The 26,614-nt window shown below is 70.6% G+C and carries 19 protein-coding genes and 1 pseudogene; 9 read left to right on the forward strand and 11 right to left on the reverse strand.

Translation table 11 applies throughout. From position 1 onward, the window contains the following. Nucleotides 1–157 precede the first annotated feature (157 nt). Together E2651_RS20885 and E2651_RS20890 are read right to left on the reverse strand one after the other, a co-directional pair. Nucleotides 158–2,617, reverse strand: coding sequence for an ABC transporter permease (locus E2651_RS20885; protein WP_245239044.1), 2,460 nt, complete (start codon nt 2,615–2,617; stop codon nt 158–160). 55 nt (nt 2,618–2,672) lie between these two features. Then, entirely contained in the window at nt 2,673–3,500 is an 828-nt protein-coding gene (locus E2651_RS20890) for an ABC transporter ATP-binding protein (protein ID WP_135332722.1), read from the reverse strand. Nucleotides 3,501–3,777: 277 nt separating this feature from the next. Between E2651_RS20890 and E2651_RS20895 the strand changes: the two genes are divergently transcribed. Then, the gene (locus E2651_RS20895) at nt 3,778–4,983 is read left to right on the forward strand and encodes a cation:proton antiporter (RefSeq protein WP_135332704.1); all 1,206 of its coding nucleotides are present in this window, start codon (nt 3,778–3,780) and stop codon (nt 4,981–4,983) included. On the opposite strand, the gene E2651_RS20900 is transcribed toward E2651_RS20895, so the two are convergent. Further along, nucleotides 4,917–6,047: a hypothetical protein gene (locus E2651_RS20900; RefSeq protein ID WP_135332705.1), complete on the reverse strand. Its 1,131-nt coding sequence runs from the start codon at nt 6,045–6,047 to the stop codon at nt 4,917–4,919. The two genes, E2651_RS20895 and E2651_RS20900, sit on opposite strands and share 67 nt — an antisense overlap. A 13-nt stretch (nt 6,048–6,060) precedes the next feature. Then, a complete protein-coding gene (locus E2651_RS20905) occupies nt 6,061–7,209 on the reverse strand; it encodes a PP2C family protein-serine/threonine phosphatase (protein ID WP_135332706.1) in 1,149 nt (382 codons plus the stop codon). Between the two features lie 129 nt (nt 7,210–7,338). Here E2651_RS20905 and E2651_RS20910 point away from each other — a divergent pair, with 129 nt between their 5' ends. Beyond that, entirely contained in the window at nt 7,339–8,568 is a 1,230-nt protein-coding gene (locus E2651_RS20910) for a GNAT family N-acetyltransferase (RefSeq protein WP_135332707.1), read from the forward strand. On the opposite strand, the gene E2651_RS20915 is transcribed toward E2651_RS20910, so the two are convergent. Further along, entirely contained in the window at nt 8,565–9,380 is an 816-nt protein-coding gene (locus E2651_RS20915) for a DNA-formamidopyrimidine glycosylase family protein (RefSeq protein ID WP_135332708.1), read from the reverse strand. The two genes, E2651_RS20910 and E2651_RS20915, sit on opposite strands and share 4 nt — an antisense overlap. 126 nt (nt 9,381–9,506) lie before the next feature. After that, nucleotides 9,507–9,995, reverse strand: a complete 489-nt coding sequence (locus tag E2651_RS20920) for a ribose-5-phosphate isomerase (RefSeq protein WP_135332709.1) — start codon at nt 9,993–9,995, stop codon at nt 9,507–9,509. A gap of 173 nt (nt 9,996–10,168) precedes the next feature. Between E2651_RS20920 and E2651_RS20925 the strand changes: the two genes are divergently transcribed. Then, a complete protein-coding gene (locus tag E2651_RS20925; RefSeq protein ID WP_135332710.1) occupies nt 10,169–11,659 on the forward strand; it encodes an amino acid permease in 1,491 nt (496 codons plus the stop codon). Between the two features lie 212 nt (nt 11,660–11,871). Here the strand turns inward: E2651_RS20925 and E2651_RS20930 are convergent. Beyond that, nucleotides 11,872–12,666 (reverse strand): annotated as a pseudogene (locus tag E2651_RS20930) (serine/threonine-protein kinase); the annotation flags it as partial. Between the two features lie 147 nt (nt 12,667–12,813). Between E2651_RS20930 and E2651_RS20935 the strand changes: the two are divergent. Beyond that, the gene (locus E2651_RS20935; protein ID WP_245239045.1) at nt 12,814–14,145 is read left to right on the forward strand and encodes an FAD-binding oxidoreductase; all 1,332 of its coding nucleotides are present in this window, start codon (nt 12,814–12,816) and stop codon (nt 14,143–14,145) included. Here the strand turns inward: E2651_RS20935 and E2651_RS20940 are convergent. After that, entirely contained in the window at nt 14,135–14,713 is a 579-nt protein-coding gene (locus E2651_RS20940) for a biotin transporter BioY (protein ID WP_135332713.1), read from the reverse strand. The genes E2651_RS20935 and E2651_RS20940 overlap by 11 nt on opposite strands. 374 nt (nt 14,714–15,087) lie before the next feature. Between E2651_RS20940 and E2651_RS20945 the strand changes: the two genes are divergently transcribed. The 3 genes from E2651_RS20945 to E2651_RS20955 all read left to right on the forward strand — a co-directional run bounded on the left by E2651_RS20945 (nt 15,088) and on the right by E2651_RS20955 (nt 18,839). Beyond that, nucleotides 15,088–16,404, forward strand: a complete 1,317-nt coding sequence (locus E2651_RS20945) for an amino acid permease (RefSeq protein ID WP_245239049.1) — start codon at nt 15,088–15,090, stop codon at nt 16,402–16,404. Nucleotides 16,405–16,549: 145 nt separating this feature from the next. Continuing rightward, on the forward strand, nt 16,550–17,986 hold the full coding sequence (locus tag E2651_RS20950; protein WP_135332715.1) for an amino acid permease: 1,437 nt from the start codon (nt 16,550–16,552) through the stop codon (nt 17,984–17,986). A 202-nt stretch (nt 17,987–18,188) separates the two neighbouring features. Next, nucleotides 18,189–18,839: a superoxide dismutase gene (locus E2651_RS20955; protein ID WP_135332716.1), complete on the forward strand. Its 651-nt coding sequence runs from the start codon at nt 18,189–18,191 to the stop codon at nt 18,837–18,839. A gap of 114 nt (nt 18,840–18,953) precedes the next feature. Here the strand turns inward: E2651_RS20955 and E2651_RS20960 are convergent, their stop codons facing one another. Further along, entirely contained in the window at nt 18,954–19,601 is a 648-nt protein-coding gene (locus E2651_RS20960; protein WP_135332717.1) for a DsbA family protein, read from the reverse strand. Between the two features lie 178 nt (nt 19,602–19,779). Here E2651_RS20960 and pepN point away from each other — a divergent pair, with 178 nt between their 5' ends. Together pepN and E2651_RS20970 are read left to right on the forward strand one after the other, a co-directional pair. Beyond that, on the forward strand, nt 19,780–22,401 hold the full coding sequence (gene pepN, locus E2651_RS20965; protein WP_135332718.1) for an aminopeptidase N: 2,622 nt from the start codon (nt 19,780–19,782) through the stop codon (nt 22,399–22,401). Nucleotides 22,402–22,548: 147 nt separating this feature from the next. Continuing rightward, nucleotides 22,549–23,604 (forward strand): hypothetical protein, encoded by a 1,056-nt coding sequence (locus tag E2651_RS20970; protein WP_135332719.1) that lies wholly within the window; start codon nt 22,549–22,551, stop codon nt 23,602–23,604. 114 nt (nt 23,605–23,718) lie between these two features. Here the strand turns inward: E2651_RS20970 and E2651_RS20975 are convergent, their stop codons facing one another. Further along, nucleotides 23,719–24,894, reverse strand: a complete 1,176-nt coding sequence (locus E2651_RS20975; protein ID WP_245239047.1) for a serine hydrolase domain-containing protein — start codon at nt 24,892–24,894, stop codon at nt 23,719–23,721. 72 nt (nt 24,895–24,966) lie between these two features. Continuing rightward, nucleotides 24,967–26,614 (reverse strand): TIGR03767 family metallophosphoesterase (locus E2651_RS20980; RefSeq protein WP_135332720.1); only part of this gene is annotated, 1,648 nt, incomplete at its 5' end.

Consider the following 26,614-nt stretch of genomic DNA (forward strand, 5'->3'; position numbering starts at 1 on the left):
GATCTACACAAGGCTGTTCGTCGGCAGCGTCAGAGGTGTATAAGAGACAGCTCTCCGACTTCGTCGGGCTCATGGCTCGGCAGATCACCGGCTCCGCCGAGTTCGTCCTCAAACGCCGGACGGGCTGAAAGATTGCGGCCATCTTGTACGGAAAGGGTCAGTCCCGTAGGACCGCCCGCGCCGGTAGCAGCGTTGAGGTCAGGCCCAGGGTCAGTACCGCCGCTGCGAACGAGGCGTACAGGGCCGGCGGGATGTAGGGGGACTCGCCGGTCAGGGCGTTCATCATCGGGATCAGCGTCGCCAGGGCTATCGCCGTGCCGATCACCGTGCCCGCGCAGACGACCAGGAGCGCCTCCCAGCGGACCATCCGCATCACCTGGCGGCGCGTGGAGCCGATCAGCCGCAGGGTGCCCAGCTCGCGGCGCCGGTCCAGGATGGTCATCGCCAGGGTGTTCACCGCCGCGATCGCGGCGAAGCCGCCGAGGACCGCCGCCATCGTCGTGTTCGCCCAGGCGTTGAGCTCGCGGTCCAGGGACTGCGCGGTGGCGTAGCCGTCCCGGTCGCGGAGTTCACCGAGGGCGGTCAGGGCCTTCGGGGCCTTGCCCGTGGTCCAGATCTCCGTGTCGAAGGGCGATGTCACGTGGCGCTTCACATCCGTGGAGGGGAGCGTGACCTGGGAGAGGCCGAGGCCCCTGCCGTACGTCGCGACCACCTTCGGCGATGCCTTCGTGCCGTCCGGCAGGCGGAGTTGGAGCCTGTCCCCCGTCTTCACGTGCGCGTTGTCCGCCAGCATCGCGTCGACGGCGACCTCCCCCTTGCCGAGGGTGGAAAGGGAGCCGGTCTTCACGGCCAGGTCCTGCACCTTCGCCAGATCGCGCGCCGAACCCGTCACGCCCTGCGCCGACGCCGACTCCAGCCAGCGGTCGCCGCCGGAGCCCGCCGGGACGAGGACGGACGTCTTGAGCAGGCCCACCGCCGAGGTGACCCCGGGCGCCCGCGCGGCCCGCGACACCGCGTCGGGGGCGAGGCCCGTGCCCCGCGCCGTCACGATGTGGTCCGCGGTGATGCCCGCGCGCTGCTGATCGCGGGCGACCCGGTCCTCGCTGGTGTGCATGAAGACGAGGGTGGAAGAGAACGCCATCGCGAGGACGATGGGGGTGATCGCCGAGGCCAACCTCCTGGCGTTCGTACGGGAGTTGGCGGCCGCGAGCGAGGCGGAGGCCCCCGCGCCGCGCAGCGGGAGGCCGAACAGGGCGGCGCACGCGCGGGCGACCAGCGGGCCGAGCAGGGCCACGGCCAGCATGAACAGCATGACGACGCCGAGCGCCGCGTTCGCCGCGTCCTCGCCGCTCGCGGACGAGGCGACGCCCGCGAGCACACATCCGCCGACCGCTGCCGCGATCCCCAGCGGCGTACGGATCCAGCCGGGCCGCAGGCGTTCCACGGAGGACTCGGTCAGCGCCTGGCCCGGCTTGATGCGGGAGGGGCGGCGGGCCGCCATATAGCCGGCGAACAGCGCGGTGAGCAGGGCGATGCCCGCGGCGGAGACGAGCGGGATGAAGGAGATGGAGAGGTCGACGGCCTCGGGGATCGCGCCCTTCTCCTGGAGCTGGCCGAACCACCAGCTCGCCAGCGCGATGCCGGGCAGGCAGCCGAGCGCGCCCGCGAGCGGTGCGACCAGGAGGGCCTCCGTGGCGATGGTGCGGCGGATCTGCCGCGGGGTCGTGCCGATCGCCCGCAGCAGTGCGTACTCACGGGCCCGCTGGCCGACGGAGAGCGCCACGGTGCCCGCGGCGGTGAAGACGGCGACCATGGTGGCGACGCCGCCGAAGGAGCCGCCGAGTCCGGCCAGGAGTTCCTTGGCGTTGTCGAGCGTGGCGTCCCCGGCGCTGCCGCGGTCCTCGCCCGTGAACACCTTGGCCTTGCCACCGACGGCGTGCGCCACCTGGGACTTGAGGGCGGCGTCCGTGACGCCCTCCTTCGGCAGTACGGCGATGGCGTCGACGCGGCCGGGGTGCCCTGAGATGCGTACGGCGTCGGAGTCGGCGAACCAGGCGGTGGGGGCGCCCTGTCGATCGGTCAGGCCTGACACGCGGAAGTCCTGGGGGCCGTCCGTCGTGGTGAGGGTGACGCGGTCGCCCACGGACACCTTGGCGCCGGAAACACCGGAAGCGCTTGAAAGGACCACTTCGCCGCTGCGGGGCGCCTCGCCCGCCGTGAGCTTCTCGCCGGTGAAGGCGGTGGAGCCCCAGCCGTGCGCCGTGACGTCCGCGCCGCGCGACTGCACCGGGAAGGTGACGTCGGCGACGGCCGTACGCGCACCGGCGACCGAACCCGCTTGGGCGACGAGGGAGTTGTCGAGCCGCGCCCGGTCGGGCACCACCGAGGTCGAGTCGCTGTCGCCCGCCTTGAAGTGCGCCATCTGGTCGGCCGCGGCCACCACGGGTGCACCTGCGTACCGGGTGGGCGGCACCGACGCGCGCAGGCCCGTCTCCAGGAGGATGCCGCACGCGGACACGATCGTGGCGGCCATCATCAGCGCGACGAACGTGCCGACGAAGGCGGCGGGCTTGAAACGGACGGCGGCACGCGCGAGCCCGTTCGGGATGAACTTCACGGCTGGTCTCCGGAGTTGAGGGGCGGTGCGCCCAGAGGGCCTGACTGGGGACGGCTCAGGCCGCGGCGGCCGCGAACGCCGGAGCCGTCAGCGCCGCCATGCGCCCCGCGATCTCCTGGGCGGAGCCCCGCTCGAGGCGGTCCACGATCGCGCCGTCCGCGAGGAAGAGGACCCGGTCCGCATAGGCCGCGGCCGCCGGATCGTGCGTGACCATGACGACGGTGGCGCCCATGCCGTCGACGGCGGACCGCAGGAGCCCGAGAATCTCCGCGGCCGTCGTCGTATCAAGCGCCCCCGTCGGCTCATCGGCGAACACCACATCCGGAGCGGTGACCAAGGCGCGGGCGATCGCGACGCGCTGCTGCTGGCCGCCGGAGAGCTCGCCGGGGCGCCGCTTGCGCTTGTCGTCGCCGAGGCCGACGCGGGCCAGCATCTCGGCGGCCGCGCGGCGGTCCGGGCGGCGTCCCGCCAGACGGCTGGGCAGCACCACGTTCTGCTCGACGGTCAGCGAGGGCAGCAGGTTGAAGGCCTGGAAGACGAAGCCGAGGCGGGCCCGGCGCAGCTCGGTGAGTTTGTTCTCGCTCATGCCCGTGATCTCCGTACCGCCCAGGCGCACCGTGCCCGCGCTCGGCCGGTCGAGCCCGGCGGCGCACTGCAGGAAGGTCGACTTGCCGGAGCCGGACGGCCCCATGACCGCGGTGAAGCTGCCGCGTTCGAGGGCGAGGTCGATGCCGCTGAGGGCGTGCACGGCGGAGGAGCCGCGGCCGTACTGGCGGCGCACGCCGCGCAGTTCGACGGCCCAGTCGGTGCCGGGCGCCCCGGCCGGCATCGGCGGCACCGCGGAACTGCCCTCGTCGGTTCGCCTCTTGCGCCGCAGCCCCATGGCTCGGTCCACCTCTCGTCCGTACGCCCTGATCGGGACGTCCCCGATCGATGTCTCGAACGTACGGATTCGGGGGTGCTCCGGACCATGAGGTCCCCCGGCGGATCGGGGGTGGGGAGAACCCCCGGAGGGGCGGGATGCAGTCCCTCCATAGTTGCCACCTAAATCGTTTGGTAAGCTAACTATTGACGCGTTCTTGACGCTCTCTTTGCCATTGGGGGTGTCGCCGACCACCAGGAGGAACGGGCCCATCGGACACGCAGACACCCTGATAGCCATGGGCGGCGCCTTTCTCGCCGCCGCCGTGCTCGCCCGCCTGGGCGGCCGCATCGGACTCCCCACCATCCCCCTCTTCATCCTGGCCGGGATCCTCCTCGGCCCGCACACCCCCGGCGTGGTCCTGGTCTCCGACCCCCACGACCTGGAGATGCTCTCGGCGCTCGGCCTGGTCCTGCTGCTGTTCTACCTGGGCCTCGAGTTCCACATGGACGACCTCAAGACCGGCGGCCGCAAGATGGCCCTCGCCGGCGGGACGTATCTCGCGCTGAACGTCGGCGCGGGCCTGGGCTTCGGATGCGCGCTCGGCTGGGGCACCTCCGAAGCGCTGGTCCTCGCCGGAGTGCTCGGCATCTCCTCGTCGGCGATCGTCACCAAGGTGCTCGTCGACACCGGGCGGCTCGGCAACCCCGAGACCAAGCCGATCCTCGGCATCATCGTGGTCGAGGACATCTTCCTCGCCCTCTATCTGGCCGCCCTGCAGCCCATCCTGTCCGGCGCCGACGGCCTCGCGGCGGCCGTCATGGACGGCGGCAAGGCCTTCGGCTTCCTGCTGCTCCTCGCGCTCGCGGCCCGCTTCGGCACCAAGCTCGTCGGGCGGCTCATGGACACCAAGGACGACGAACTGCTCGTCATCTCCTTCCTCGGGGCCGCCGTCTTCGTCGCCGGGGTCTCCGAGTGGTTCGGGGTCGCCGACGCGATCGGCGCGTTCATGGTGGGCCTGATGCTCGGCAGCACCGCGTCCGGCGAGCGCATCCGCAAGCTGGTGCATCCGCTGCGGGACGCGTTCGGGGCGATCTTCTTCTTCGCGTTCGGCCTCTCCATCGACCCGGGCGATCTGCCCGTGGTGCTCTGGCCGGTCCTCGCCGCCGTGGCCCTGACGCTGCTCATGAACGTCCTCGCGGGGCTCGGTGCCGCGCGTGTGTACGGCTTTGGGGCGGGCCCCGCGGCGAACATCTCCACCACGCTGCTCGCCCGCGGAGAGTTCGCCCTGATCCTCGCGACGATGGCCGCCACCGCGGGGCTCGACGAACGCCTCTCCCCCTTCATCGCGGGGTACGTCCTCGTCCTGGCGGTGCTCGGACCGCTGGCGGCCGGCCGGTCGACGTGGCTGGCCCGGATCCTGCCCTCAGGCCCCGACTACGCGGTGGCCGGGCCGAGTTCGTCCGGGAAGGCCGAGCGGGCCTCCGCGAACAGCGTGCCGTAGGCGGGACCGAAGGTGACCGCCGCCGCGTACAGCGCGTCGAGGGCGGCGCGTAGCGGGTCGTCCTCGACGGCGCCGAAGAGGGCGGCGACGGCCATGGCCTGCTGCAGCATGGCCGGGGTGCGGCCGTCGGTCGAGGCGACCATCGTCTGCGGCACGTCCGGGTCGGCGAACAGACGGTCCCAGACGGCTTCGTGTACGTCGTCGAAGGGCGCGGGCAGGCGCTGCCCGCGCTCCGCCGCGTCCAGGGCCGGGGCGATCCAGCCGACCTGGGCGAGGCCCGCCTCCTCGAACGCGCGACGCATGGCCCAGCGGGCGACGGCGCGCTGCCGCTCCGGGGACAGCTCGTCCAAGGCGTGGGCGAGTTCGGGGGCGAGTTCCCTGATCCCATCCACATTGCCGAGGACGGTGCGCAGGCGCTCGCTGGGGATTCGGCCGCCCCACTCCCGCCGGAGCAGGGAGAGGTGCTGTTCCTCGGCGGCGCGTTCCGCTTCTTCGCGGACGCGGCGTTCGGCCTTTGCGCGTTGTTCCGGGGACGGAGGCCTGGGCAGCTTGCGGGCGAAGTCGTGCCAGTAGGCCGCACTGCCGCTGACCTGCTTCACCACCCGGTCCCGCTCGGGGCGTGCGGGCCAGAACTGCAGCAGGTGGCGCTCGATCCCGGGGTGCTCGATGAACTCGTGCTCCCGCTCGCGGGCCTCGTCCATCCGGCTGCCGCTGTAGCGGACCCGGTAGTCGACCCCCTCTTCGAGCCCCAGCGGGAAGTGCCCTTCGCCGCCCCACAGCTCGAGCGCGACCTCGCCGGAAAGGGGCCTGAACGAGGCCTCGACGACGTCCTCCCACTCCTCGTCGAGCCGCGGCGGATCCTCGTGGACCTCGACGACGAAGCCCACCTGGCCCGTGTGCAGCGCGGTGTTCAGATAGAGGAAGCCGGGGATCGCGGCGCCGCACAGCCCCTGCGACTGGCCTGCCATGGACTCGTGGGGCCCGCCGCCGTCGCCTTCCGGCTCGCTGACGACGTAGAGCTGCCCGTAGGCGACTCGCACATCGCCGCTCACGTACGTCCGCACAGACCCCACCCGACTACGCCTCCCGGCAGATCAGCAGCAGCGCGCGGTCGTCGTTCACGTCCTTCGCGACCGCCTCGATCAGATGCCACGCGGCGCCGTGGAAGCCCCCGGCCACATACCGGTCGGCCTCCCCGGTGAGGCGGTCCATGCCCTCGCTGATGTCGCGGTCGGAGGCCTCGACGATGCCGTCGGTGAACAGCATCAGTACGTCACCGGGACGCAGGGAGCCCTTCACCGGGTCGAACTGTGCCCCGTCGTAGACCCCGAGGAGCGGGCCGTCGGCGACCTTCTCCTCCCAGCGGCCGCTGCCCGCGCTGAGCTGGAGGCCCGGCGGGTGGCCCGCCGAGAAGAGTTCGTAGTCGCCCGTCTCCAGGTCGAGGACCAGGTGGATGGAGGTCGCGAAGCCCTCGTCCCAGTCCTGGCGGAGGAGATAGCCGTTGGCGGCGGGCAGGAACGAGTGCGGCGGCAGCGAGCCGAGCAGCCCGCCGAAGGCGCCCGACAGGAGCAGGGCGCGCGAGCCGGCGTCCATGCCCTTGCCCGAGACGTCCGTGAGGACGGCCTCCAGGGTGCGCCCGCCGTTCGTCCGCGCCGCGACGACGAAGTCGCCGGAGAAGGACTGGCCGCCAGCAGGACGCAGCGCCATCTCTCGGTGCCAGCCGCGGGGCAGCTTCGGCAGCTTGCTCTGTACGCGGATACGTTCGCGCAGGTCGAAGAGCATGGTCCCGCCGCCGCGCCAGGGCACCCCGACGCGGGTGCGGAACTGCGCTATGAGCAGCCCGAAGAAACCGCAGGCCGCGACGACCAGGACCACGCCGGGGGTGACCCGTGACGGTCCTTCCGGGTACGGGCCGAGCTGGACGGACTCCACGATCAGGGCGGCGGCCGACGCCGCGTACAGGCCGAGCAGGCTGGAGGGGCGCAGGAGCAGGCCGCCGGCCACGATGGGCAGGACCAGGGCGGCGGGCGAGCACCAGACGTTGTTGACGATCGTGCAGACCGTGATCACCGGGATCGTGAGCAGCAGTCCCGCCAGGGCGATCCAGTCCGAACCGTCGCCTCTGAAGTAGTCGACCCCGGATTTGCGCAGCCCTATCCGCACCCGGTGGACCCTCTTCTTCATCCGGGCTGTAAACGTCTCGGCTTCCGCTCGCTCGCCTGCCATTGCTCCCGGACCTTATCCATCGGGCCAGACACTTCGCACGGGAGGTGCCGGTTGTCCCCCGTCAGGGGCACGCCGTCAGCGCGCGTAAATCCTGTCGCTTCGCCCGCTTCCCCCTGGTAGGCATGGCATATGACGACGGAATTGCGGGAGTTGCGGCCGGAGGACTGGGACGAGTACTACAGCACGCTGGAGCTCGCCTTCGGCGGAGTCGCCGAGGCTCCCGAGGAGCATGAGCTCTGGAACGCGCTGACCGAATTCAACCGCTTCTTCGGGACATGGGACGGCGACACCTGCGTCGGCACGACGGGAGCGTTCAGCTTCCGCCTGTCCGTGCCGGGCGGCGCCCTGGCGGACGCGGCGGGCGTGACGATGGTGAGCGTCGCGGCGACGCACCGCAGGCGCGGGATCCTGACGTCGATGATGCGCCGCCAGCTGGACGACGTACGCGCGAGGGGCGAGGCACTGGCCGTGCTCACCGCCTCCGAGCCCGTCATCTACGGCCGGTTCGGGTACGGCGCGGCGACACAGCAGCTGAAGGCCGAGATCGACACGTCGCGGGTGCTCCTGTCGGTGCCGCCCGGTACGGATGACGTAAAGCTGCGGTACGCCAAGCCCGCCGATGTCCATGCAGCGTGCGAGGAGCTCTACGCGCGCCGGGTGAGCGAGCGTCCCGGGATGCTGGCCCGGCAGCCCGGCTGGGAGCGGCTCGGCCTGCTCGACCCGGAGAGCGAGCGGCACGGGGCGTCCCCCCTGCTGTGCGTGCTCGCCGAGCGGGACGGGGAGCCCGTCGGATACGCGCGCTTCCGGATCAAGCCCGAAGGTGGCTTCTCCGGCATGGACAGCACGGTGAAGCTGAGCGATCTCGAAGCGCTCGATCCGGCGGCCTACGCGGCGCTGTGGCGATTCCTCTTCGACATCGACCTGACCTCGAAGGTCGAGACGTACAACCGCCCGACGGACGACGCGGTGCTGCAGCTCGTATCAGACGTGCGGCGCTGCGGGATCCGGGTGCGGGACTCGCTCTACGTACGGCTCGTGGAGGTCGGCGCCGCCCTCGAGGCACGCACCTACCGGGCGCCCGTGAACCTGGTGTTCGAGGTCGATGACGCCTTCTGCCCCTGGAACGCGGGGCGTTGGCGGCTCAAGGGTGATCTGAAGGGGGCGACCTGCGAGCGCACCGAGGACGACGCCGATCTCGCCCTGTCCGTACGGGAGTTGGGAGCGGCCTATCTCGGCGGCCACTCCCTGACGTCACTCGCGGCGGCCGGCCGGGTGCGGGAGCTGCGTCCCGGCGCGCTCGCGGAGGCGGCGCTGGCCTTCGGGTCGGATGTCGCGCCGTGGCTGCCGCACGGGTTCTAAGCGCTCTTCTGACAGCCGGGGCACCAGAAGAGATTGCGGGCGGCGAGATCGGCGGTGCGGATCTCGCCGCCACAGATGTGGCAGGGCATCGTGGCCCTGCGGTACACGTACACCTCGCCGCCGTGGTCGTCCACGCGGGGCGGGCGGCCCATCGCCTCCGGCGTGTGCTCGGGCCTGACGGTGTCGATGCGGTTGAGGCGTACGCCCTCGCGCATCAGGTCCACCAGGTCCCGCCAGATCGTCCGCCACTGGGTGGCGGTGATGTCCTTGCCCGGTGTGTACGGGTCGATGCCGTGCCGGAAGAGGACCTCGGCGCGGTAGACGTTGCCGACGCCCGCGATGACCTTCTGGTCCATGAGGAGGGCGGCGATGGTGGTGCGGCTGCGGTTGATGCGGCGGTACGCGTGGTCCGGGTCGTCCGCCGTCCGGAGCGGGTCCGGGCCCAGGCGGTCGTGTATCGCCTGCTTCTCCGCGTCCGTGATGAGGGCGCAGGTGGTGGGGCCGCGGAGGTCCGAGTAGTACGCGTCGTTCAGGAGGCGCAGGCGGACGGTGTCCGTGGGGGGCGGGGCGGGGGTCTCACCCTGGGTGTACTTGCCGAAGAGCCCGAGATGGACGTGGACCCAGTCGGCTTCGCCGAAGCCGAGGAAGAGGTGCTTGCCGTGGGCCTCCGCGGTGGTCAGCGCCTGGCCGTCGAGGAGGGCGGCGCTGTCGGAGAACTTGCCCTGGGGGCTGGTGACGCGGAGGGGGCCGCGGTCCTCGAACCGCTCCCGGTGGTCGGCTGCCAGCCGGTGAATAGTGTGCCCCTCCGGCACGGGTCCCTCCGGGGGTGGATGCGGGTGAAATCGCCTTGAGGGCTCGTCCTCAAACGCCGGACGGGCTGGGTGTACCAGCGCCTCCGGCGTTTGAGGAGCGGGGGTCCGGGGCGGAGCCCCAGGACGCTACTGCTGCTTCGGGTGGTGCGCCGGGATGGACGGCAGCTCGCCCGTCGTCTCGTATGCCGCCAGCATCTCGATGCGGCGGGTGTGACGCTCCTCGCCCGAGTACGGCGTTGCCAGGAAGATCTCGACGAACTTCGTCGCCTCCTCCTGCGTGTGCATCCGGCCGCCGATCGAGATCACGTTGGCGTCGTTGTGCTCACGCCCCAGCGCCGCGGTCTGCTCGCTCCAGGCGAGGGCCGCACGGACGCCCTTCACCTTGTTCGCCGCGATCTGCTCGCCGTTGCCGGAGCCGCCGATCACGATGCCGAGGGACTCCGGGTCCGCCGCCGTCTTCTCCGCGGCGCGGAGGCAGAAGGGGGGGTAGTCGTCCTGGGCGTCATAGATGTGGGGCCCGCAGTCGACGGGCTCGTGGCCGTGGCTCTTGAGCCATTCGACCAGGTGGTTCTTGAGTTCGTAGCCGGCATGATCCGAGCCGAGGTACACGCGCATGGATCCGAGTGTGGCACGTCGCGGGGCAGGTGGCCGCGACCGGGGCGGGACCTTGGTCACCAAGGCCTGGGCCATTGGGCCGGAATATCACGATCCGGAGTCAGGACTTCCGTCGCGCACCCCCCTGCGTTTGAATGCGTGGGCTCGTGACCCGAGAACTTAAGGATTCGTCCATGACCTCGCAACCCTCCCTTGCGAAGGCAGACCGCAGCCCCGTCGACCCTGGGGATCCGCAGTCTGGAGACACCGGTGACGGCCTCAAGGCCGGGCTGAAGAACCGCCATCTGTCCATGATCGCCATCGGTGGTGTCATCGGCGCCGGCCTCTTCGTCGGCTCCAGCTCCGGCATCGCCGCCGCCGGGCCCGCCATCCTCGTCTCGTACGCCCTCGTCGGCACGATGGTCGTCCTCGTCATGCGGATGCTCGGAGAGATGGCCGCCGCACGGCCGACCTCCGGCTCCTTCTCCACGTACGCGGACCGGGCGCTCGGCCGCTGGGCCGGTTTCTCCATCGGCTGGCTCTACTGGTTCTTCTGGGTCGTGGTGCTCGCGGTGGAGGCCACCGCAGGTGCCGTCATCCTCAACGGCTGGATACCCGCCGTACCGCAGTGGGGCTGGGCGCTCATCGTGATGGTGGTGCTCACCGCGACGAACCTCGTCTCGGTCGGCTCCTACGGCGAGTTCGAGTTCTGGTTCGCCGGGATCAAGGTCGTCGCCATCGGCGGCTTCGTGATCATCGGCCTGCTCGCCGTCTTCGGCGTGCTGCCCGGCTCCGACAACCCCGGCGCCGGATTCGCGCACCTCACGGACGCGGGCGGGTTCATGCCCAACGGCGCGGGCGCCATCCTCACGGGTGTGCTCATGGTCGTCTTCTCGTTCATGGGCTCCGAGATCGTCACGCTGGCCGCCGGCGAGTCCGAGGACCCGCAGCGCGCCGTCACCAAGGCGACGAACAGCGTCATCTGGCGTATCGGCGTCTTCTACCTGGGCTCGATCTTCATCGTCGTCACGCTGCTCCCCTGGGACGACAAGTCGATCCTCAAGGACGGTTCGTACGTCGCCGCGCTCAACTCGATCGGCATTCCGCACGCCGGTCAGGTCATGAACGTCATCGTGCTTACCGCCGTACTCTCCTGCCTCAACTCCGGGCTCTACACCGCGTCCCGCATGGCGTTCTCGCTCGGCCAGCGCGGCGACGCGCCCAAGGCCTTCGCGCGCACCAACTCCCGCGGTGTGCCGCAGGCCGCGATCCTCGGCTCGGTCGTCTTCGGCTTCGTCGCCGTCTGGTTCAACTACCAGTGGAAGGACACCGTCTTCGACTTCCTGCTGAACTCGTCGGGCGCGGTGGCCCTCTTCGTCTGGCTGATGATCTGCTTCACGCAGCTGCGGATGCGCGGCATCATCCTGCGCGAGGAGCCGGAGAAGCTCGTCGTGAAGATGTGGCTCTTCCCGTATCTGACGTGGGTCACCATCGCGATGATCTCGTTCGTCCTCGTCTACATGCTGACCGACGAGGCGGGACGCAAGCAGGTGCTGCTCTCGCTGCTCGCCGCCGCGTTCGTGGTGGTCTTCTCGGTCGTACGGGAGAAGGTGCGGCCCCGCGTCGCCACCGACGCCGTCACGGCGGCCGAGCTCGACACGGCCGACGCCGGTATCGACGCCTAGCCGGAGCCGCCGGACGGTGGCGTGGTCGACGTACCCGCCACCGTCGGTGGCCGCGAGCCCGGTCCGGGCGGTGGTTCTCCGCCGCCCGGATCACGCGCGGTGAAGAACATGACGGCCGCCACAGCGGCCGTGACCAGCAGGACCAGGGCGGTCAGGACGCGCGGTCGCCAGTCCGTGCCCGGCGCCTCCCGCGTCGCCGTCAGCGCCGCCCGCAGGGCCGCCTCCGTCTCGTCGAGGCCCGGCCGCCCCGCCGGCTCCTTGGCCAGGAGCGCCGCGAGCAGGGGACCCAACCCGCTTGATTCCGGCGGCAGTTCAGGGTCCTCGTGCAGGACCGCCACAAGCGTCGTCAGCGCCGATTCGCGGGCGAAGGGCGAGCTGCCGCGCAGGGCCGCGCAGAGCGTCGCGCCGAGGGACCAGAGGTCGGACGGCGGGCCCTGCGGCGCCCCGGAGACCCGCTCGGGCGCCATGTACTCGGGCGAACCCACCAGCAGGCCCGCCTGCGTCAGACGGCCCGCGTCCTGGATCGCGGCGATGCCGAAATCGGTGAGGACGACCCGGCCGCCGGGGCCCATGAGCACGTTCTCGGGCTTGATGTCCCGGTGCAGCACACCCGCCGCGTGCACCCGGCGCAGCGCCGCCACCAGCGCCAGGCCGACGCGGGCGGCGTCCCGCTCGCTCAGCGGCCCCCCATCGGCGACGTACCGGGCCAGTGAGGGCGCGTCGACCAGCTCCATGACGATCCACAGGCGGCCGTCCTCCTCGGCGACGTCATAGACGCGTACGACACCGGGGTGGTCGATCCGCGCGCTGGCCCGCGCCTCGCGCAGTGCGCGCTCCCTGCGTACGCGGGTGTCCTCCGGGTCGAGGCCGTCGGCGTCGATCCGCATCTCCTTGACGGCGACAGGTCGGTCGAGCAGCTCGTCGGCCGCGCGCCACACGCGGCCCATGCCGCCGCGGCCGATGATTTCCAGGAGGCGGTAGCGGCCCGCCACCCGACGCTCCGGCATGGGCGTCACCCCCAACTCCCCTTTCATGACAGCACAGTTCACGAAGATCGGAAAAGGCCGGAATACGTGACGGCGGGTGTCAGGTTTTCCGGGGAAGCTCTGTCCCGTCAGGCAGCCGGACGGACCGGCGCTTCTTGGAGGATCACCGTGGACTTCACCGCACAGCGACTCGTGTTCCGGGCCGGGGACGAGGGGTACGAGGAGGAGATCGCCGGGTTCCAGACCGGTTTCGCCCAGCGGCCGGAGATCGTGTTCGGGGCGTCGAGCGCCGATGACGTGGTCGCCGCCGTCTCGTACGCCGCCGACGCGGGGCTGCCCGTGGGCGTGCAGGCCACCGGGCACGGGCTTCCGGGGGACGCGGAGGGCGGTGTGCTGATCAGCACCCGGCGGATGGACTCCGTCCGCGTCGATGCCGCCGCGCGCACCGTCACCGTGGGCGCGGGCGTCCGCTGGGGCCGGGTCGTCGAGGCAGCGGCGGAGCACGGGCTCGCCCCGCTGAACGGTTCGGCGCCGAGTGTGGGCGCCGTCTCGTACACGCTGGGCGGCGGACTCGGCGTCCTGGCAAGGGAGTTCGGGTACGCGGCCGACCACGTCCGGTGGCTCGATGTCGTCACGGCGGACGGCGCGCTGCGGCACGTCACGCCGGAGACCGAGCCCGAGCTGTTCTGGGGGCTGCTCGGCGGGGGCGCGAACCTCGGGGTCGTGACGGCTCTGGAGATCGGTCTGGTGCCGGTGGCGCGGCTGTACGGCGGGGCGATCGAGTTCGACGGGCGCGAGGTCGATCCGGCGGCCGTGCTGCGGGCGTACGAGGCGTGGACGCGGACGGTGCCGGACGGGCTGACCTCGTCGGTGGCGGCGCTCGTCTACCCGGACATGCCACAGCTTCCGCCCCATCTGCGGGGCCGCTATCTCGTGACGGTCCGGGTCGCCTACACCGGCTCCGAGGCGGCGGGCGAGCGGCTTGTGGCGCCGCTGCGGGAGCTCGGGCCCGCGGTGTCGGACTCGCTGCGGGAGATGCCGTACACCGACAGCCACACGATTCACAGCGACCCGGACTTCCCGCACTCCTACTACGGGGACAGCGTGGTGGTGCGCGAGCTGGATGTCGCGGCGGCGTGCGAGCTGTTCGCGCTGACCGGTCCGGCCGCCGAGACGATGCACGTCGTCCAGATCAACCAGCTGGGCGGGGCGCTGGCGAAGCCCGCGGGCAACGCGGTGCCGTACCGGGACGCGGGGTGGCTGGTGCGGGTGCTGTCGCCGTTGGACGGCACGGACGTCGATGCGGTGCGGGCCGTGCAGGCGCGGGCGTTCGGGCTTTTCGCGGGCGAGGGGCGGTTGCTCAACTTCGCCTTCGGCGCCGGGGATCGGACCGACGGCCTGTACGACGCCGGAACGCGCAAGAGGCTCGCCGAGTTGAAGGTCACGTACGACCCGGCGAACCTCTTCAGGCGGAACTACGGCGTGGGCACTACCGGTTGAGGAACTTCCACGCCGTGGGCAGCGCGCCCATCGCGAGCGCGGCCTTCAGGGCGTCGCCGATCAGGAAGGGCGTGAGCCCGGCGGCGACGGCCTCGGTCAGCGACATGCCGGTCGCGGCGGCCAGGTACGGGACGCCGACCGCGTAGATGATCGCGGAGCCGAGGACCATCGTGCCCGCGGTGCGCAGGACGGAACGGTCGCCGCCGCGGCGGGCGAGGGCGCCGACCACGGTGGCGGCGAGCAGCATGCCGAGGACGTAGCCGAGGGACGGCGCCGCGACGCCCGAGCCCGCCTCGGCGAACCACGGCATGCCGGCCATGCCGACGAGGGCGTACACCGCGAGGGAGAGGAAGCCGCGGCGGGCGCCGAGGGCGGTGCCGACGAGCAGCGCGGCGAAGGTCTGTCCCGTCACCGGCACGGGGGAGCCCGGTACGGGCACGGCGATCTGGGCCGCGATGCCGGTGAGGGCGGCGCCGCCGAGGACGAAGGCCGCGTCCTTCACGCGGGACGCGGGCAGCAGGTCCGCGAGGACCTGGCCGGGACGGGAAGAGACGGCGGCGATGCTCATCGGGACTCCGCGGGTTCTGGGACGGGCAGGTGGGACCCAGCGACGCTATCTCAGGCGGGGGCGCCCAACACCGGTGGCGGGTGACAAGGTGCCGGGTGCCCCGGTGGTGGGCTCTGCACAAAGGGCGGGGGGTACCCCTGCGAGGGGCGTGATGCTTGTCACCTCGGCGGGTGGCGCAAGGGACCCGTTTTGCGTACGGGGATGCCGCGCGGAGAGACTGTAGGTTCCCGCCAACTTTTTCTGTGACCTCGAGAGCAGCTTGAACCGCCATGCACGACGCACCCCCCGATCGATCGGCACCCAGTAGTGGGCGCACGACGGCGGACCTGGAGCCCGAGCCGCTCGGCGGCGGGCTCAAGCAGCGGCACCTCACCATGCTCGGGCTCGGCGGTGTCATCGGGGCCGGGTTGTTCGTCGGGTCCGGGGCCGGGATCGCTGTCGCCGGGCCCGGGATCGTCGTCTCGTATCTGATCGCCGGGGCGCTCGCGATGTGCGTGATGCGGATGCTGGGCGAGATGTCGGCAGCGATGCCCGCGTCGGGGTCCTTCTCCGTGCACGCCGAGCGTGCCCTCGGGCGCTGGGCGGGGTTCAGCGTCGGGTGGCTCTACTGGTTCCTGCTCGTCGTCGTGCTCGCCGTGGAGGCGACCGGTGCCGCGCAGATCGCCAACAGCTGGGCGCCGGGCGTACCGCAGTGGGCCTGGGTCCTTGTCTTCATGCTGGTGTTCACGGGGGCCAACCTCGCCGCCGTGAAGAACTTCGGCGAGTTCGAGTTCTGGTTCGCCGCGCTGAAGGTCTTCGCGATCGTCGCGTTCCTGGTGCTCGGGCTGCTCGCGATCTTCGGGGTGCTGCCGGACACGGACCCCGTGGGCCTCACCAACCTCACCGGGCACGGCGGTTTCCTGCCCAACGGCTGGGAGGGTGTGATCTCCGGCGTGCTCGCCGTCGTCTTCGCCTTCGGCGGCCTGGAGGTCGTGACGATCGCGGCGGCCGAGTCCGACGACCCGGTGCGCTCGGTCGCCCGCGCCGTGCGCAGCGCCGTCTACCGCATCCTCTTCTTCTACGTCGGTTCGATGCTGGTCATCGTGACGGTGCTGCCCTGGACGGCGGAAAAGGCGGGCGTCAGTCCGTATGTGACGGTCCTCGACTCGATCGGGGTGCCGTCCGCGGGCACGATCATGAACATCGTGGTGTTCGTGGCGCTGCTCTCGGCGCTGAACGCCAACCTCTACGGCTCGTCCCGGATGATCTTCTCCCTCGCCGAGCGGGGCGAGGCGCCCAGGGCCCTCCTGAAGGTGTCGGGCGGCGGTGTCCCGCGCCGCGCGGTCCTCGCGTCCGTCGCCTTCGGCTTCGTATCCGTCGTACTCAATCTGAAGTGGCCTGACTCGGTCTTCCTCTACATGCTCAACTCGGTCGGCGCGGTGCTGCTGTTCGTGTGGGCGCTGATCGCGGTCTCGCAGCTGCGGCTTCGGCGGCGCATCGAGCGCGAGGCGCCGGAGCGGCTCGTGCTGCGGATGTGGGCCTTCCCCTATCTGACGTGGGCGGCGCTCGCGGCGATGGCCGCCGTGCTCGGGCTGATGCTGACGGACGACGGGGCGCGGCCGCAGTTGCTGTGGTCGGCGGGGGCGACGGGTGTGGTGCTTGCCGTGGCGGGGCTGCGGGAGTGGCTCGAGGCACGCACGAGGCGCGCATAAAGCAGCGTGAACTTTTCGTGGCCATTCCTTCACAACGTGTGAGCGTCGTGTCCGTATAGCGGTCAGGTGTTCCCTGTCAGCGATGCCGGACTTCAGACTGTGGGCCGCTCGCTCCCCCGTCTCAGCTACTGAACAGGGCACGCCCATGTCTCGGACGTCCACCCCCCAGGACGCAGCACCCGACGAGGCCCCCCAGGCCCCCAAGGTCGATTCGCCGCTCGTCCATGGCCTCAAGCAGCGGCATCTCTCGATGATCGCCCTCGGCGGCGTCATCGGCGCCGGCCTCTTCGTGGGCTCCGGAGCGGGTATCGCCGCGGCCGGGCCCTCGATCGTGCTCGCCTACGCGATATCCGGCGCGCTGGTCATGCTCGTGATGCGCATGCTCGGCGAGATGTCCGCCGCGAACCCGGACTCCGGTTCCTTCTCGGTCCACGCCGAGCGCGCGATCGGCCCCTGGGCGGGCTTCACCGCGGGCTGGGGCTTCTGGTTCCTGCTCTGCGTCGCCGTCGGCCTCGAGGGCATCGGCGCCGCGAAGATCATGGTGGGCTGGTTCCCGGACAGCCCCGAGTGGGCCTGGGTCGCCCTCTTCATGCTGGTGTTCTGCGGCGCCAACCTGACGGCCGTGAAGAACTTCGGCGAGTTCGAGTTCTGGTTCGCCGCGCTGAAGGTCGGCGCGATCGCGCTCTTCCTCGGCATCGGCGTCCTGGCGATCCTCGGCATCCTGCCCGGCTCGGACGTGCCCGCCCCCGGCACCGCGAACCTCACCGGCGAGGGCGGGTTCATGCCGAACGGCACGGACGGCCTGATCATCGGCCTCCTCGCATCCGTCTTCGCGTACGGCGGCCTGGAAACGGTCACGATCGCGGCCGCGGAGTCCGAGAACCCGGTCCAGTCCGTCGCCAAGGCCGTGCGCACCGCGATGTGGCGCATCGCCCTCTTCTACGTCGGCTCGATGATGGTCGTCGTCACGCTGCTGCCGTGGGACGACAAGGAGGTCGCGACGAAGGGCCCGTACGTCGCCACGCTCGACCACCTGGGCATCCCCGGCGCCGGCGAGATCATGAACGTCATCGTCCTGATCGCCCTGCTCTCCGCGATGAACGCCAACATCTACGGCGCATCGCGCATGTCGTACTCCCTGATCCAGCGCGGCCAGGGCCCCAGGGTGCTCGGCCGCGTCTACAGCGGCGTCCCGCGCCTCGCGGTCCTCGCCTCCTCGGTCTTCGGCTTCGTCTGCGTCCTGCTCAGCTACTGGCGCCCCGACGACGTCTTCCCCTGGCTGCTCAACATGATCGGCGCGATGATCCTGGTCGTCTGGATCTTCATCGCCGCGTCGCAGCTGATCCTGCGCCGCAGGACGGAGCGCGAGGAGCCTCAGAAGCTGGTCGTGAAGATGTGGGCCTACCCGATCCTCACCTGGGTCGCCCTGGCCGCGATGGCGTACATCTTCTACCTGATGACGGACCAGCCGGACACCCGCAAGCAGCTCCTGGCCACGGGCGCGCTGACGCTGGCGCTCGCGGCGATCGGGTTCGCGCGGCAGAAGGCGGCGGAGAAGCGGGCGGCGGTCGCCGCCGAGTAGCGACACCTTTGCGCGAGAGGGCCCCGAGTCGACGGACTCGGGGCCCTCTCGCGTTTCCCCCGCCCGGGACCTAGGACGAAGGGCTGATCAACTCCGGCTCAACTCCACTCCACTCCACCCCACTCCTGCTGCTAACCTGCACTTGCATATTGGTTGCAATAAGCGTTGCACTACAGCAGAGCAGCAGTCGGAGGGCTCGGACATGGCCATTTATACGCTTCCTGAACTTCCGTACGACTACGCGGCGCTCGAACCGGTCATCAACCCGCAGATCATCGAGCTGCACCACGACAAGCACCACGCGGCGTACGTGAAGGGCGCGAACGACACCCTTGAGCAGCTGGAGGAGGCGCGCGACAAGGAGACGTGGGGCGCCATCAACGGCCTGGAGAAGAATCTGGCCTTCCATCTCTCCGGCCACATCCTGCACAGCATCTACTGGCACAACATGAACGGCCCGAAGGACGGTGGCGGCGGCGAACCGCTGGCCGTGGACGGCGTCGGCGAGCTCGCGGACGCGATCGCCGAGTCCTTCGGCTCCTTCGCCAAGTTCAAGGCCCAGCTGACCAAGGCCTCGGCGACCACGCAGGGTTCGGGCTGGGGCGTGCTCGCCTACGAGCCGCTCAGCAACCGCCTCATCGTCGAGCAGGTCTACGACCACCAGGGCAATGTCGGCCAGGGCTCGACGCCGATCCTGGTCTTCGACGCCTGGGAGCACGCCTTCTATCTGCAGTACAAGAACCAGAAGGTCGACTTCATCGAGGCCATGTGGCAGGTCGTCAACTGGCAGGACGTGGCCAAGCGTTACGAGGCCGCCAAGCAGCGCGTGAACAGCCTGCTGCTGGCCCCGTGAAACGTCCTGCCTCGTGATCGTCTTCTCAACTTTCGCCGAGGCAGGCGGACAGCGGAAAGGCCCCCGTGAGGACGTGACTCACGGGGGCCTTTCTGTTCGCACCGGACCGTTGGGCTACTCGAAGATCGGCCCCTGCGTCCGCGTCCGCTTGATCTCGTAGAAGCCGGGGATCGACGCCACCATCAGCGTGCCGTCCCACAGCTTTGCCGCTTCCTCGCCCTTGGGGGCGGGGGTGACGACCGGGCCGAAGAAGGCGAGCTGCTTGCCGTCCGCGCCGGGGACGGCGATGACGGGGGTGCCCACGTCCTGGCCGACCTTGTCGATGCCCTCCTTGTGGGAGGCGCGCAGTTCGGTGTCGTACGTGTCCTTCTTGGCGTACGCGATGAGGTCGGCCGGCAGGCCCGCCTCGGCGAGGGCTCCGGCGATGCTCTCCTCGGTCCCGCCCTGGTCCTTGTTGTGGATGCGCGTACCGAGCGCGGTGTACAGCTTCCCGACCGCCTCGTCGCCGTGCAGCTGCTTCACGGCGGTCGCGACGCGCACCGGGCCCCAGGCCTTGCCGCCGGGACGTATGTTCTCGGCGTACTCCTCCGGCAGCTCGTCGATCTTGTCCTCGTTCAGGACGGCGAGGCTCATCACATGCCAGCGGACCTCGATGTCACGGACCTTCTCGACCTCGAGCATCCAACGGGACGTCATCCAGGCCCAGGGGCACAGCGGGTCGAACCAGAAGTCGACGGGGGTCTTGGCGCCGTTCTCGGACATGTCTCTCCCTAAGGAATCTGTTCGCATCTGGCCGGGGAAACGTCGGTGACGCACCAGGGCATTCCCGGATACCGGGTGCCGACCTCACATGCGAGGATCGTAGACATTCGTACGAGACCTGCGTACGAGTCGTGCGATCCACGGCTTCAGACATGCGAGTCACAAGGGAGTGCCGCCCGTGCCCGGTGAGAATCTGTCCCGCGACGAGGCCCAGGAAAGGGCCGCCCTGTTGTCCGTCGACGGGTACGAGGTCTTTCTCGACCTGCGCTCCGCGATCGGCGAGAGCGACCAGGAGCCGCGCACGTTCCGCTCCGTCACCACGATCCGCTTCCGCTCGGCGGAACCCGGCGCCACGAGCTTCGCCGATCTGATCGCCCCGAGCGTCACGGCCGTTTCCCTCAACGGCAAGGATCTCGACCCCTCCGAGGTCTTCGACGGCGCGCGGATCACGCTGGAGGACCTGGCCGCGGAGAACGAGCTGGTGGTGGACGCCCAGTGCGCCTACAGCCGCACCGGCGAGGGCATGCACCGCTTCGTCGACCCCGAGGACGGCGAGGTCTATCTCTATACGCAGTACGAGCCGGCCGACTCCCGCCGGGTCTTCGCCAACTTCGAGCAGCCTGATCTGAAGGCACCCTTCCGGTTCGAGGTGCAGGCCCCGGAGGGCTGGACGGCGTGGTCCAACGGCTCCGGTGAACTGATTAAAGAAGGGCGCGAAGCGCTTCCGAATAAGGGTGGTGGTGGGCGACGGGCGGGCGTATGGAAGTTCGCCGAGACGAAGCCGATCTCGACGTACATCACGGCCGTGGTCGCCGGTCCCTATCACTACGTGACGGACTCCTACAGCCGCACCTTCGACGACGGCACGACCCTCGAGATCCCGCTCGGCGCGCTCTGCCGCAAGGGCCTCGCCAAGCACTTCGACGCCGACGACGTCTTCCTGGTGACGAAGCAGGGGCTCGACTTCTTCCACGACAACTTCGACTATCCGTATCCGTTCGGGAAGTACGACCAGGCCTTCGTCCCGGAGTACAACCTGGGCGCGATGGAGAACCCGGGCTGTGTGACCTTCCGCGAGGAGTTCATCTTCCGGGGCAAGGTGACCCAGGCGTCGTACGAGCGCCGCGCCAATGTGATCCTGCACGAGATGGCGCACATGTGGTTCGGCGACCTCGTCACCATGCGCTGGTGGGACGACCTGTGGCTCAAGGAGTCCTTCGCCGACTTCATGGGCTCCTTCTCCATGGTCGAGTCGACCCGCTTCACCAACGGCTGGATCACCTTCGCCAACAACCGCAAGGCCTGGGCGTACCGCGCCGACCAGCTCCCCTCCACCCACCCGGTCACGGCCGACATCCACGACCTGCAGGCCGCCAAGCTCAACTTCGACGGGATCACATACGCGAAGGGCGCTTCGGTACTGAAGCAGCTGGTCGCGTACGCCGGTCGTGACGCGTTCCTCGAGGGCGCGCGGCGCTACTTCAAGCGGCACGCGTACGGCAACACCCGCCTCGGCGACCTCCTTTCGGTCCTGGAGGAGACGTCCGGGCGCGACATGGCGTCCTGGTCGCGCGCCTGGCTGCAGACGGCGGGCGTCAACTCCCTCACCCCGCAGGTCATTCTGAACGCGGAGGGCCGGATCACGGAGCTCTCCGTGGTCCAGGAGGCAGCGGAGTCCCACCCCGAACTGCGGCCGCACCGCGTGGCGGTGGGCCTCTACCGCCGCTCCGTCGAGGGCGAGCTGACGCGGTACGCACGCGCGGAGCTGGACGTCGACGGGCCGCGCACGGTCGTCACCGAGCTGGCCGGCGAGGAGGCTCCCGAGCTGATCCTGGTCAACGACGACGACCTGACCTACTGCAAGATCCGCTTCGACGAGAACTCCCTCGCCACACTGCGGGAGCACCTCGGCGACATCACCGATCCGCTGGCCCGCGCCCTGTGCTGGTCGGCGCTGTGGAGCCTGACCCGGGACGGGCTCATGCCCGCGCGGGACTTCATCGGGCTCGTGCTGCGGTTCGCGGGGCGCGAGAGCGACATCGGGGTGCTGCAGATGCTGCACGCGTGGGCGGACTCCGCGCTCACGCACTACGCGGCGCCCGCGTGGCGCGAGGAGGGCGGGCGTGCGCTCGCCGAGGGTGCGCTGCGGGAGCTGCGGATCGCGGAGCCGGGCAGCCAGCACCAGTTGACGTGGGCGCGGTTCTTCGCGGCGGTGGCCTCCTCGGACGCCGATCTCCAGTTGCTGCGTGGGCTGTTGGACGGCACGGCGAAGATCGACGGGCTCGATGTCGACCAGGAGCTGCGCTGGGCCTTCCTCGGCCCGCTGGCCGCGCACGGCGTCGCCGACGAGAAGGTCCTCGGCGCGGAGCTGGCGCGCGACGACACCGCTTCGGGCAAGCGGCATCAGGTGCGGTGCCTGGCCTCGCGGCCTTCCGCGGCGGTGAAGGCGCAGGCGTGGGCCGCCGTGGTGGAGTCCGACGCGCTGTCCAACGCCTTGGTCGGGGCGACCATCGCGGGGTTCTCACAGGCCTCCCAGAGGGAGCTGACCGCGCCGTACGCGGAGAAGTACTTCGCCGCCATCGAGCGGGTGTGGGAGGAGCGGTCCATCCAGATCGGGATGGATGTCGTCAGGGGGCTCTTCCCTCATCTGCAGGACAGCCAGGGGACGGTGGACGCGGCCGACGCGTGGCTCGCGGCGCACGAGGGGGCGGCTCCTGCCCTGCGGCGGCTTGTGGTCGAGGCCCGCGATGACCTTGCCCGGTCCCTGCGGGCGCAGGCCTGCGATGCGGCCGCCGTGTAGGGGCTCGCTGGGGGGGTGGGGGCGTACCGCGCGCAAACGGACCTTTCGGCAGTCGAACGTCTGCACTTTAGTGCGGGGTTGTCCGGTTATGTCGACGGGCGTGTAACAGCGGTTAGGGGGGCGAGTGGGGGCGGGAATGGCCCGGTCATGAACCACAACACCCCGCTCTCCCCCCGCCCCCAGCAGCACCTCGCCGATGTCCAGCGCCGCGTCATGAGCACCGCCCAGCTGCGCGCCCACGGCATCTCCGCCGCCGACGCCGCCGCCCACTGCCGCCCGGAAGGGCCCTGGCAGCGGCTGCTCCCCGGGGTGTGCCTGCTGCACCCGGGGCCGCCGACCCCCGAAGAGCGGCTGCACGGCGCCCTGTTGTACGCGGGGCGGCCGCCGGCCAAGGCCGCGAAGACCGTGCCCGCGCAGCCCGGCCCCGGCGAACCCCACGCCCCGTACGCGGACGCGCTGATCACGGGCCTCGCGGCGCTCGCCCTGCACCGCTTCTCGTCCGCGCCCCCGCTGCTCTCGCTCGACCGCATCGACATCCTGGTGCCCCGCACCCGGCGGCTGCGGTCCACCGGATTCGCCCGCCTCGTGCGCACCCCCGCGCTGCCGACCGCCGTACAGATCACGGGAGTTCCGGTGGCACCGGTGCCCCGCGCGCTCGCCGACGCGGTGGCCGGGCTCTCCGAGGCCGGTGCGGTGCGCAGGCTGCTCACCGAGGCGGTGCGCGGCGGCCACTGCGAACCGGCCGCCATCGTCCGGGAGTTGAACCAGGCGAAGCTGCTCTCCCGCCCCCATGTCGTGAACGCCGTCGACTCGCTGCTCGCCGAAGGGCGGGCCATCGCCGAGGACCGGATCTACCAGATGGTCGCCGAGCACGGTCTGCCCGATCCCCTGTGGAACGTCGATCTGCGATTGCCCGGTGGGCCGCATCTGGGGGGCGTCGACGCCTACTGGCCCGATCTGGCCGTCGCGGTCGAGCTCGACACGCGGGCGCCGCGCCACGGCTTCCGGCAGGACGACGACGCCCTGTGGTCCGAGTACGCCCGTAAGCGCGAGCACTTGGAGCGGCTCGGCATCACCGTCGTCCATCTGACGCCCAAGAAGCTGCGGGACGCGCTCGAACAGCAGGCGACCGTCGTACGGACCGCGCTGATGGCCGCGACCGACCGTGACCCGGCGGCGTATGTGGTGGTGCTGCCCAGATGACGCGGGGCGGCGCTGCCCGATAGGAGGGGAGCGAAAGGGGGCGGGACCCGGACGGCGGGCCCCGCCCCCTTTCGCGTACGCGTTACAGCTCTACTGCCCTACTGCCCTACAGCCCTACTTGCCGCAGAACTCCGCCTCCAGGACCGAAGGGCCGTCCCCCGCGGGCCCGTTGAAGTTGAGCGCGAGCGAATGACCGCCGTCCGCTGTCGTGCCCGCCATGGACGACGAGCCGTGGATGTCGCCGCCGTGGCCCCAGACGACCTTGCCGCAGGAGGTCTTGAGGCTCTCCAGGCCGAGTCCGTACCGGCTGCCGGGCTGGTCGTCGCTCTTCGGGACGGTCGTCTTCATCTCGGCGAGCTGCTTCTTCGGCAGGAGCTTGCCGCGCAGGAGTGCGGTGTAGAAGCGGTTCAGGTCGGCCGAGTCGGAGATCATCGAGCCCGCCGCGCCCGCCACGGACGGGTTGAGCTCCGTCACGTCGTGGTTCTTGGCGTCCGGGGCGTCGGAGAGTTTCGTGTACGCGCGTGAACTGGGCTCCGGCATCGACGCGTCCGTGCCGGGCAGGGTGGTGTGGTGCAGGCCGAGCGGTTCGATGATCCGCCGGCCGATCTCGTCCGCGTACGGCTCGCCCGTCACCTTCTCGATGATCATTCCGGCCAGGACGTAGTTGGTGTTGGAGTAGTTCCAGCCCTTGCCGGGCTTGAAGTCCGGCTTGTGGCGCATGGCGATGGCGACCTCCTCTTCGGGGGTCCAGGTGTCATAGCGGTGTTCGAGGAACTTCTCCGTGAACACCCGCTCCCGGAAGCCCGCGTCGGACGACACGTTGAAGATGCCGCTCGTGTGGTTGAGGAGTTGGCGCACCGTGATCCTGTCGCCGTCGTGGCCGTTGCCCTCGACGACGCCCGGCAGCCACTGCCCGACCTTGTCGTCCAGATCCAGCTCCCCCTCGGCCTCCAGCTGGAGCAGCACGGTGGCGGCGAAGGTCTTGGTGATGCTGCCGACGCGGTAGTGGTCGTGGGCCCCGCGTGGGCTCTGGTCGTGGAGGTTCCCGACGCCGGCGGCGGAGTTCCAGGCGCCGTGCCGGTCCCTGGCCTGGACGGTCACACCGGGGGCGTCCTCGCCCACGGCGGCCTCCATCGCCTTCTGCGTCGCCCGGTGCCGGTCCCCGTGCCCGGACCCGGGCGCCGAGGCGAGCGCGGGCGCCGCGAACGCACCCGCCGCCAGTGTCGCGGCCACGACCGCCGCCACCCCCGTGATCCCCGTACGCATCGACATCCGCTGTCCCTTCGTCATCGAACGTGGTCGGCTCAGGGGACTCGCGGCGCGGGCGCGGAGGTTGACAGGACTACACGGGTTGAGCGGGATTCAGCCCTTCCGGAGGATCAGCTCCGTGTTCCGGTCGCCCGGCTCGCCGCCCAGCGTGGGCTTCGCGCCCGGGGCGTTGAAGGAGAGCTCGCGGTAGAGCGCGGCGAGGCCGGTCTGCGAGAGGTCGGCGTAGTCCGTGCGGTGCGGGGCCGACGACTCGATCAGGGTGGTGAAGAGGGAGATGGTGCCGTCGTGGTTGTCGGTCAGCTCCACGACGCGGGCCAGCTGCGGGAAGTCGATGTGCGAGGCCGTGGAGACCTCCCAGAAGGAGCCGTGCGGGGTCTGGTGCGCGGTGATGTCGTTCTTGTGGCTGTGGCCGTTGACCCAGGCGAGGACCGAGCGGTGGCGGCCGAGCAGGGAGACGATCTCGTCGCCGCCGTGCCGGGCCTCACGCGGGCGGTGCGGGTCCTGGCGGAGGTTCCGCATGGTCTTGCTGGTGTGGTGGCTGAAGACGACGACGTGGGAGCCGCCGCCGTCCTTCTTCTCGTTGGCCTTCAACTCCCGCTCCAGCCACTTCAGTTGGGCGGTGCCGAGGGAGCCTTCGTAGTGGCCGCCGGGGTCCGTCGTGTCCAGGCTGATGCCGAGTACGTCGTCGCTGATGCGGAAGGAGTAGTACTGCGTCCCCGAGTCGAGGTTCTCCTGCGTGTAGCCGTGGCCGGCCGGGCCGTGGCCCTTGTACGCCGGGTGCAGGTGCGCCTGGACGTACTCGGCGGGGGTGAAGGGCGCCCGGCTCTCGTCCGGGGTGACCGAGCGCATCCGGCGTGACTCGCTCTTCAGGAGCTCCTTGAACTGCGCGCCCTTGGGGTCACGGCCCTTCTTGACCGCCTTCCACAGGGCGGCGCCGCGCGACTCGTCGAGGGACATCAACTTCCCTCCGCCGACGGCGAATTCGGTGAAGTAGGGGTCTCCGGGGCCCCAGCAGCCGCCGGGCAGCGCGTCGTGGTTGCCGACGGTCGAGTACCAAGGGAGCCCGAGGCCGGGGCTGTTGACCTCGCGGAGCGCGGCCTTCAGGAAGCCGTCGACCTGCGGGAAGCCGAGGGCCTTGTCGGCGTCGCGGAGTTTGCCGTCCGGGTGCCAGTAGAGCTTGAGCCCACTGTCCTGTACGCCTTCGTAGCGGCGCGGGTCACCCGTGTTGGGGGTGATGCGGCCGCCGCTCATCGCCTTGAGGAACCAGTCGAGTTCGGAGCGGGAGTTGTTGTCGGTGTTGTCGCCCGTCGTCACCACGCAGTGCAGCGGCGATCCGGTGGCAGGGGCACCGCGCAGGGCGTTCACCCGCTCGACGAGCGCGACCGCGCCCGCCACCGACAGGGCCTCCTGCGGGCGCCAGGCGCTCGCGGTCTGGGCGCGCAGATACTCGTACCGAAGCGGGTGCTGTACGTCGACCAGATGCAGGTCGGTGAACTGGACGAACGCGGCGAGCGCGGTGCGCCGCTCCTCGCGGCCCGGCTTGGCGGCGGCCAGATCGCCGCGGACCACCCGCTCCCAGGCGGGCCCGTCACCGAGCCGCCGGTAGCCGGAGCCGCCGCGCGGGGCGGCGACGGTGGCCAGCGTGGTGCCGCCCCGGTACGGCATCAGGGGCGCGGCGGGTGCGACGCGCGCGGGGCGGGAGCTGTCTCTTATACCCATCTCCGAGCCCACGAGACGCTCA

This window comes from Streptomyces sp. MZ04 (assembly GCF_004684775.1).
Taxonomy (GTDB): Bacteria; Actinomycetota; Actinomycetes; order Streptomycetales; family Streptomycetaceae; genus Streptomyces.

Bases quoted from the DNA above. Each gene is read 5' to 3' on its own strand.
- E2651_RS20940 (WP_135332713.1), bottom strand. From the start codon at position 14,713: ATGAGCATCGCCGCCGTCTCTTCCCGTCCCGGCCAGGTCCTCGCGGAC.
- E2651_RS20905 (WP_135332706.1), bottom strand. From the start codon at position 7,209: ATGGCAGGCGAGCGAGCGGAAGCCGAGACGTTTACAGCCCGGATGAAG.
- E2651_RS20895 (WP_135332704.1), top strand. From the start codon at position 3,778: ATGGGCGGCGCCTTTCTCGCCGCCGCCGTGCTCGCCCGCCTGGGCGGC.
- E2651_RS20960 (WP_135332717.1), bottom strand. From the start codon at position 19,601: ATGTCCGAGAACGGCGCCAAGACCCCCGTCGACTTCTGGTTCGACCCG.
- E2651_RS20975 (WP_245239047.1), bottom strand. From the start codon at position 24,894: ATGACGAAGGGACAGCGGATGTCGATGCGTACGGGGATCACGGGGGTG.
- E2651_RS20950 (WP_135332715.1), top strand. From the start codon at position 16,550: ATGTCTCGGACGTCCACCCCCCAGGACGCAGCACCCGACGAGGCCCCC.
- E2651_RS20925 (WP_135332710.1), top strand. From the start codon at position 10,169: ATGACCTCGCAACCCTCCCTTGCGAAGGCAGACCGCAGCCCCGTCGAC.
- E2651_RS20955 (WP_135332716.1), top strand. From the start codon at position 18,189: ATGGCCATTTATACGCTTCCTGAACTTCCGTACGACTACGCGGCGCTC.
- E2651_RS20920 (WP_135332709.1), bottom strand. From the start codon at position 9,995: ATGCGCGTGTACCTCGGCTCGGATCATGCCGGCTACGAACTCAAGAAC.
- E2651_RS20890 (WP_135332722.1), bottom strand. From the start codon at position 3,500: ATGGGGCTGCGGCGCAAGAGGCGAACCGACGAGGGCAGTTCCGCGGTG.
- E2651_RS20945 (WP_245239049.1), top strand. From the start codon at position 15,088: ATGCTCGGGCTCGGCGGTGTCATCGGGGCCGGGTTGTTCGTCGGGTCC.
- E2651_RS20970 (WP_135332719.1), top strand. From the start codon at position 22,549: ATGAACCACAACACCCCGCTCTCCCCCCGCCCCCAGCAGCACCTCGCC.
- E2651_RS20910 (WP_135332707.1), top strand. From the start codon at position 7,339: ATGACGACGGAATTGCGGGAGTTGCGGCCGGAGGACTGGGACGAGTAC.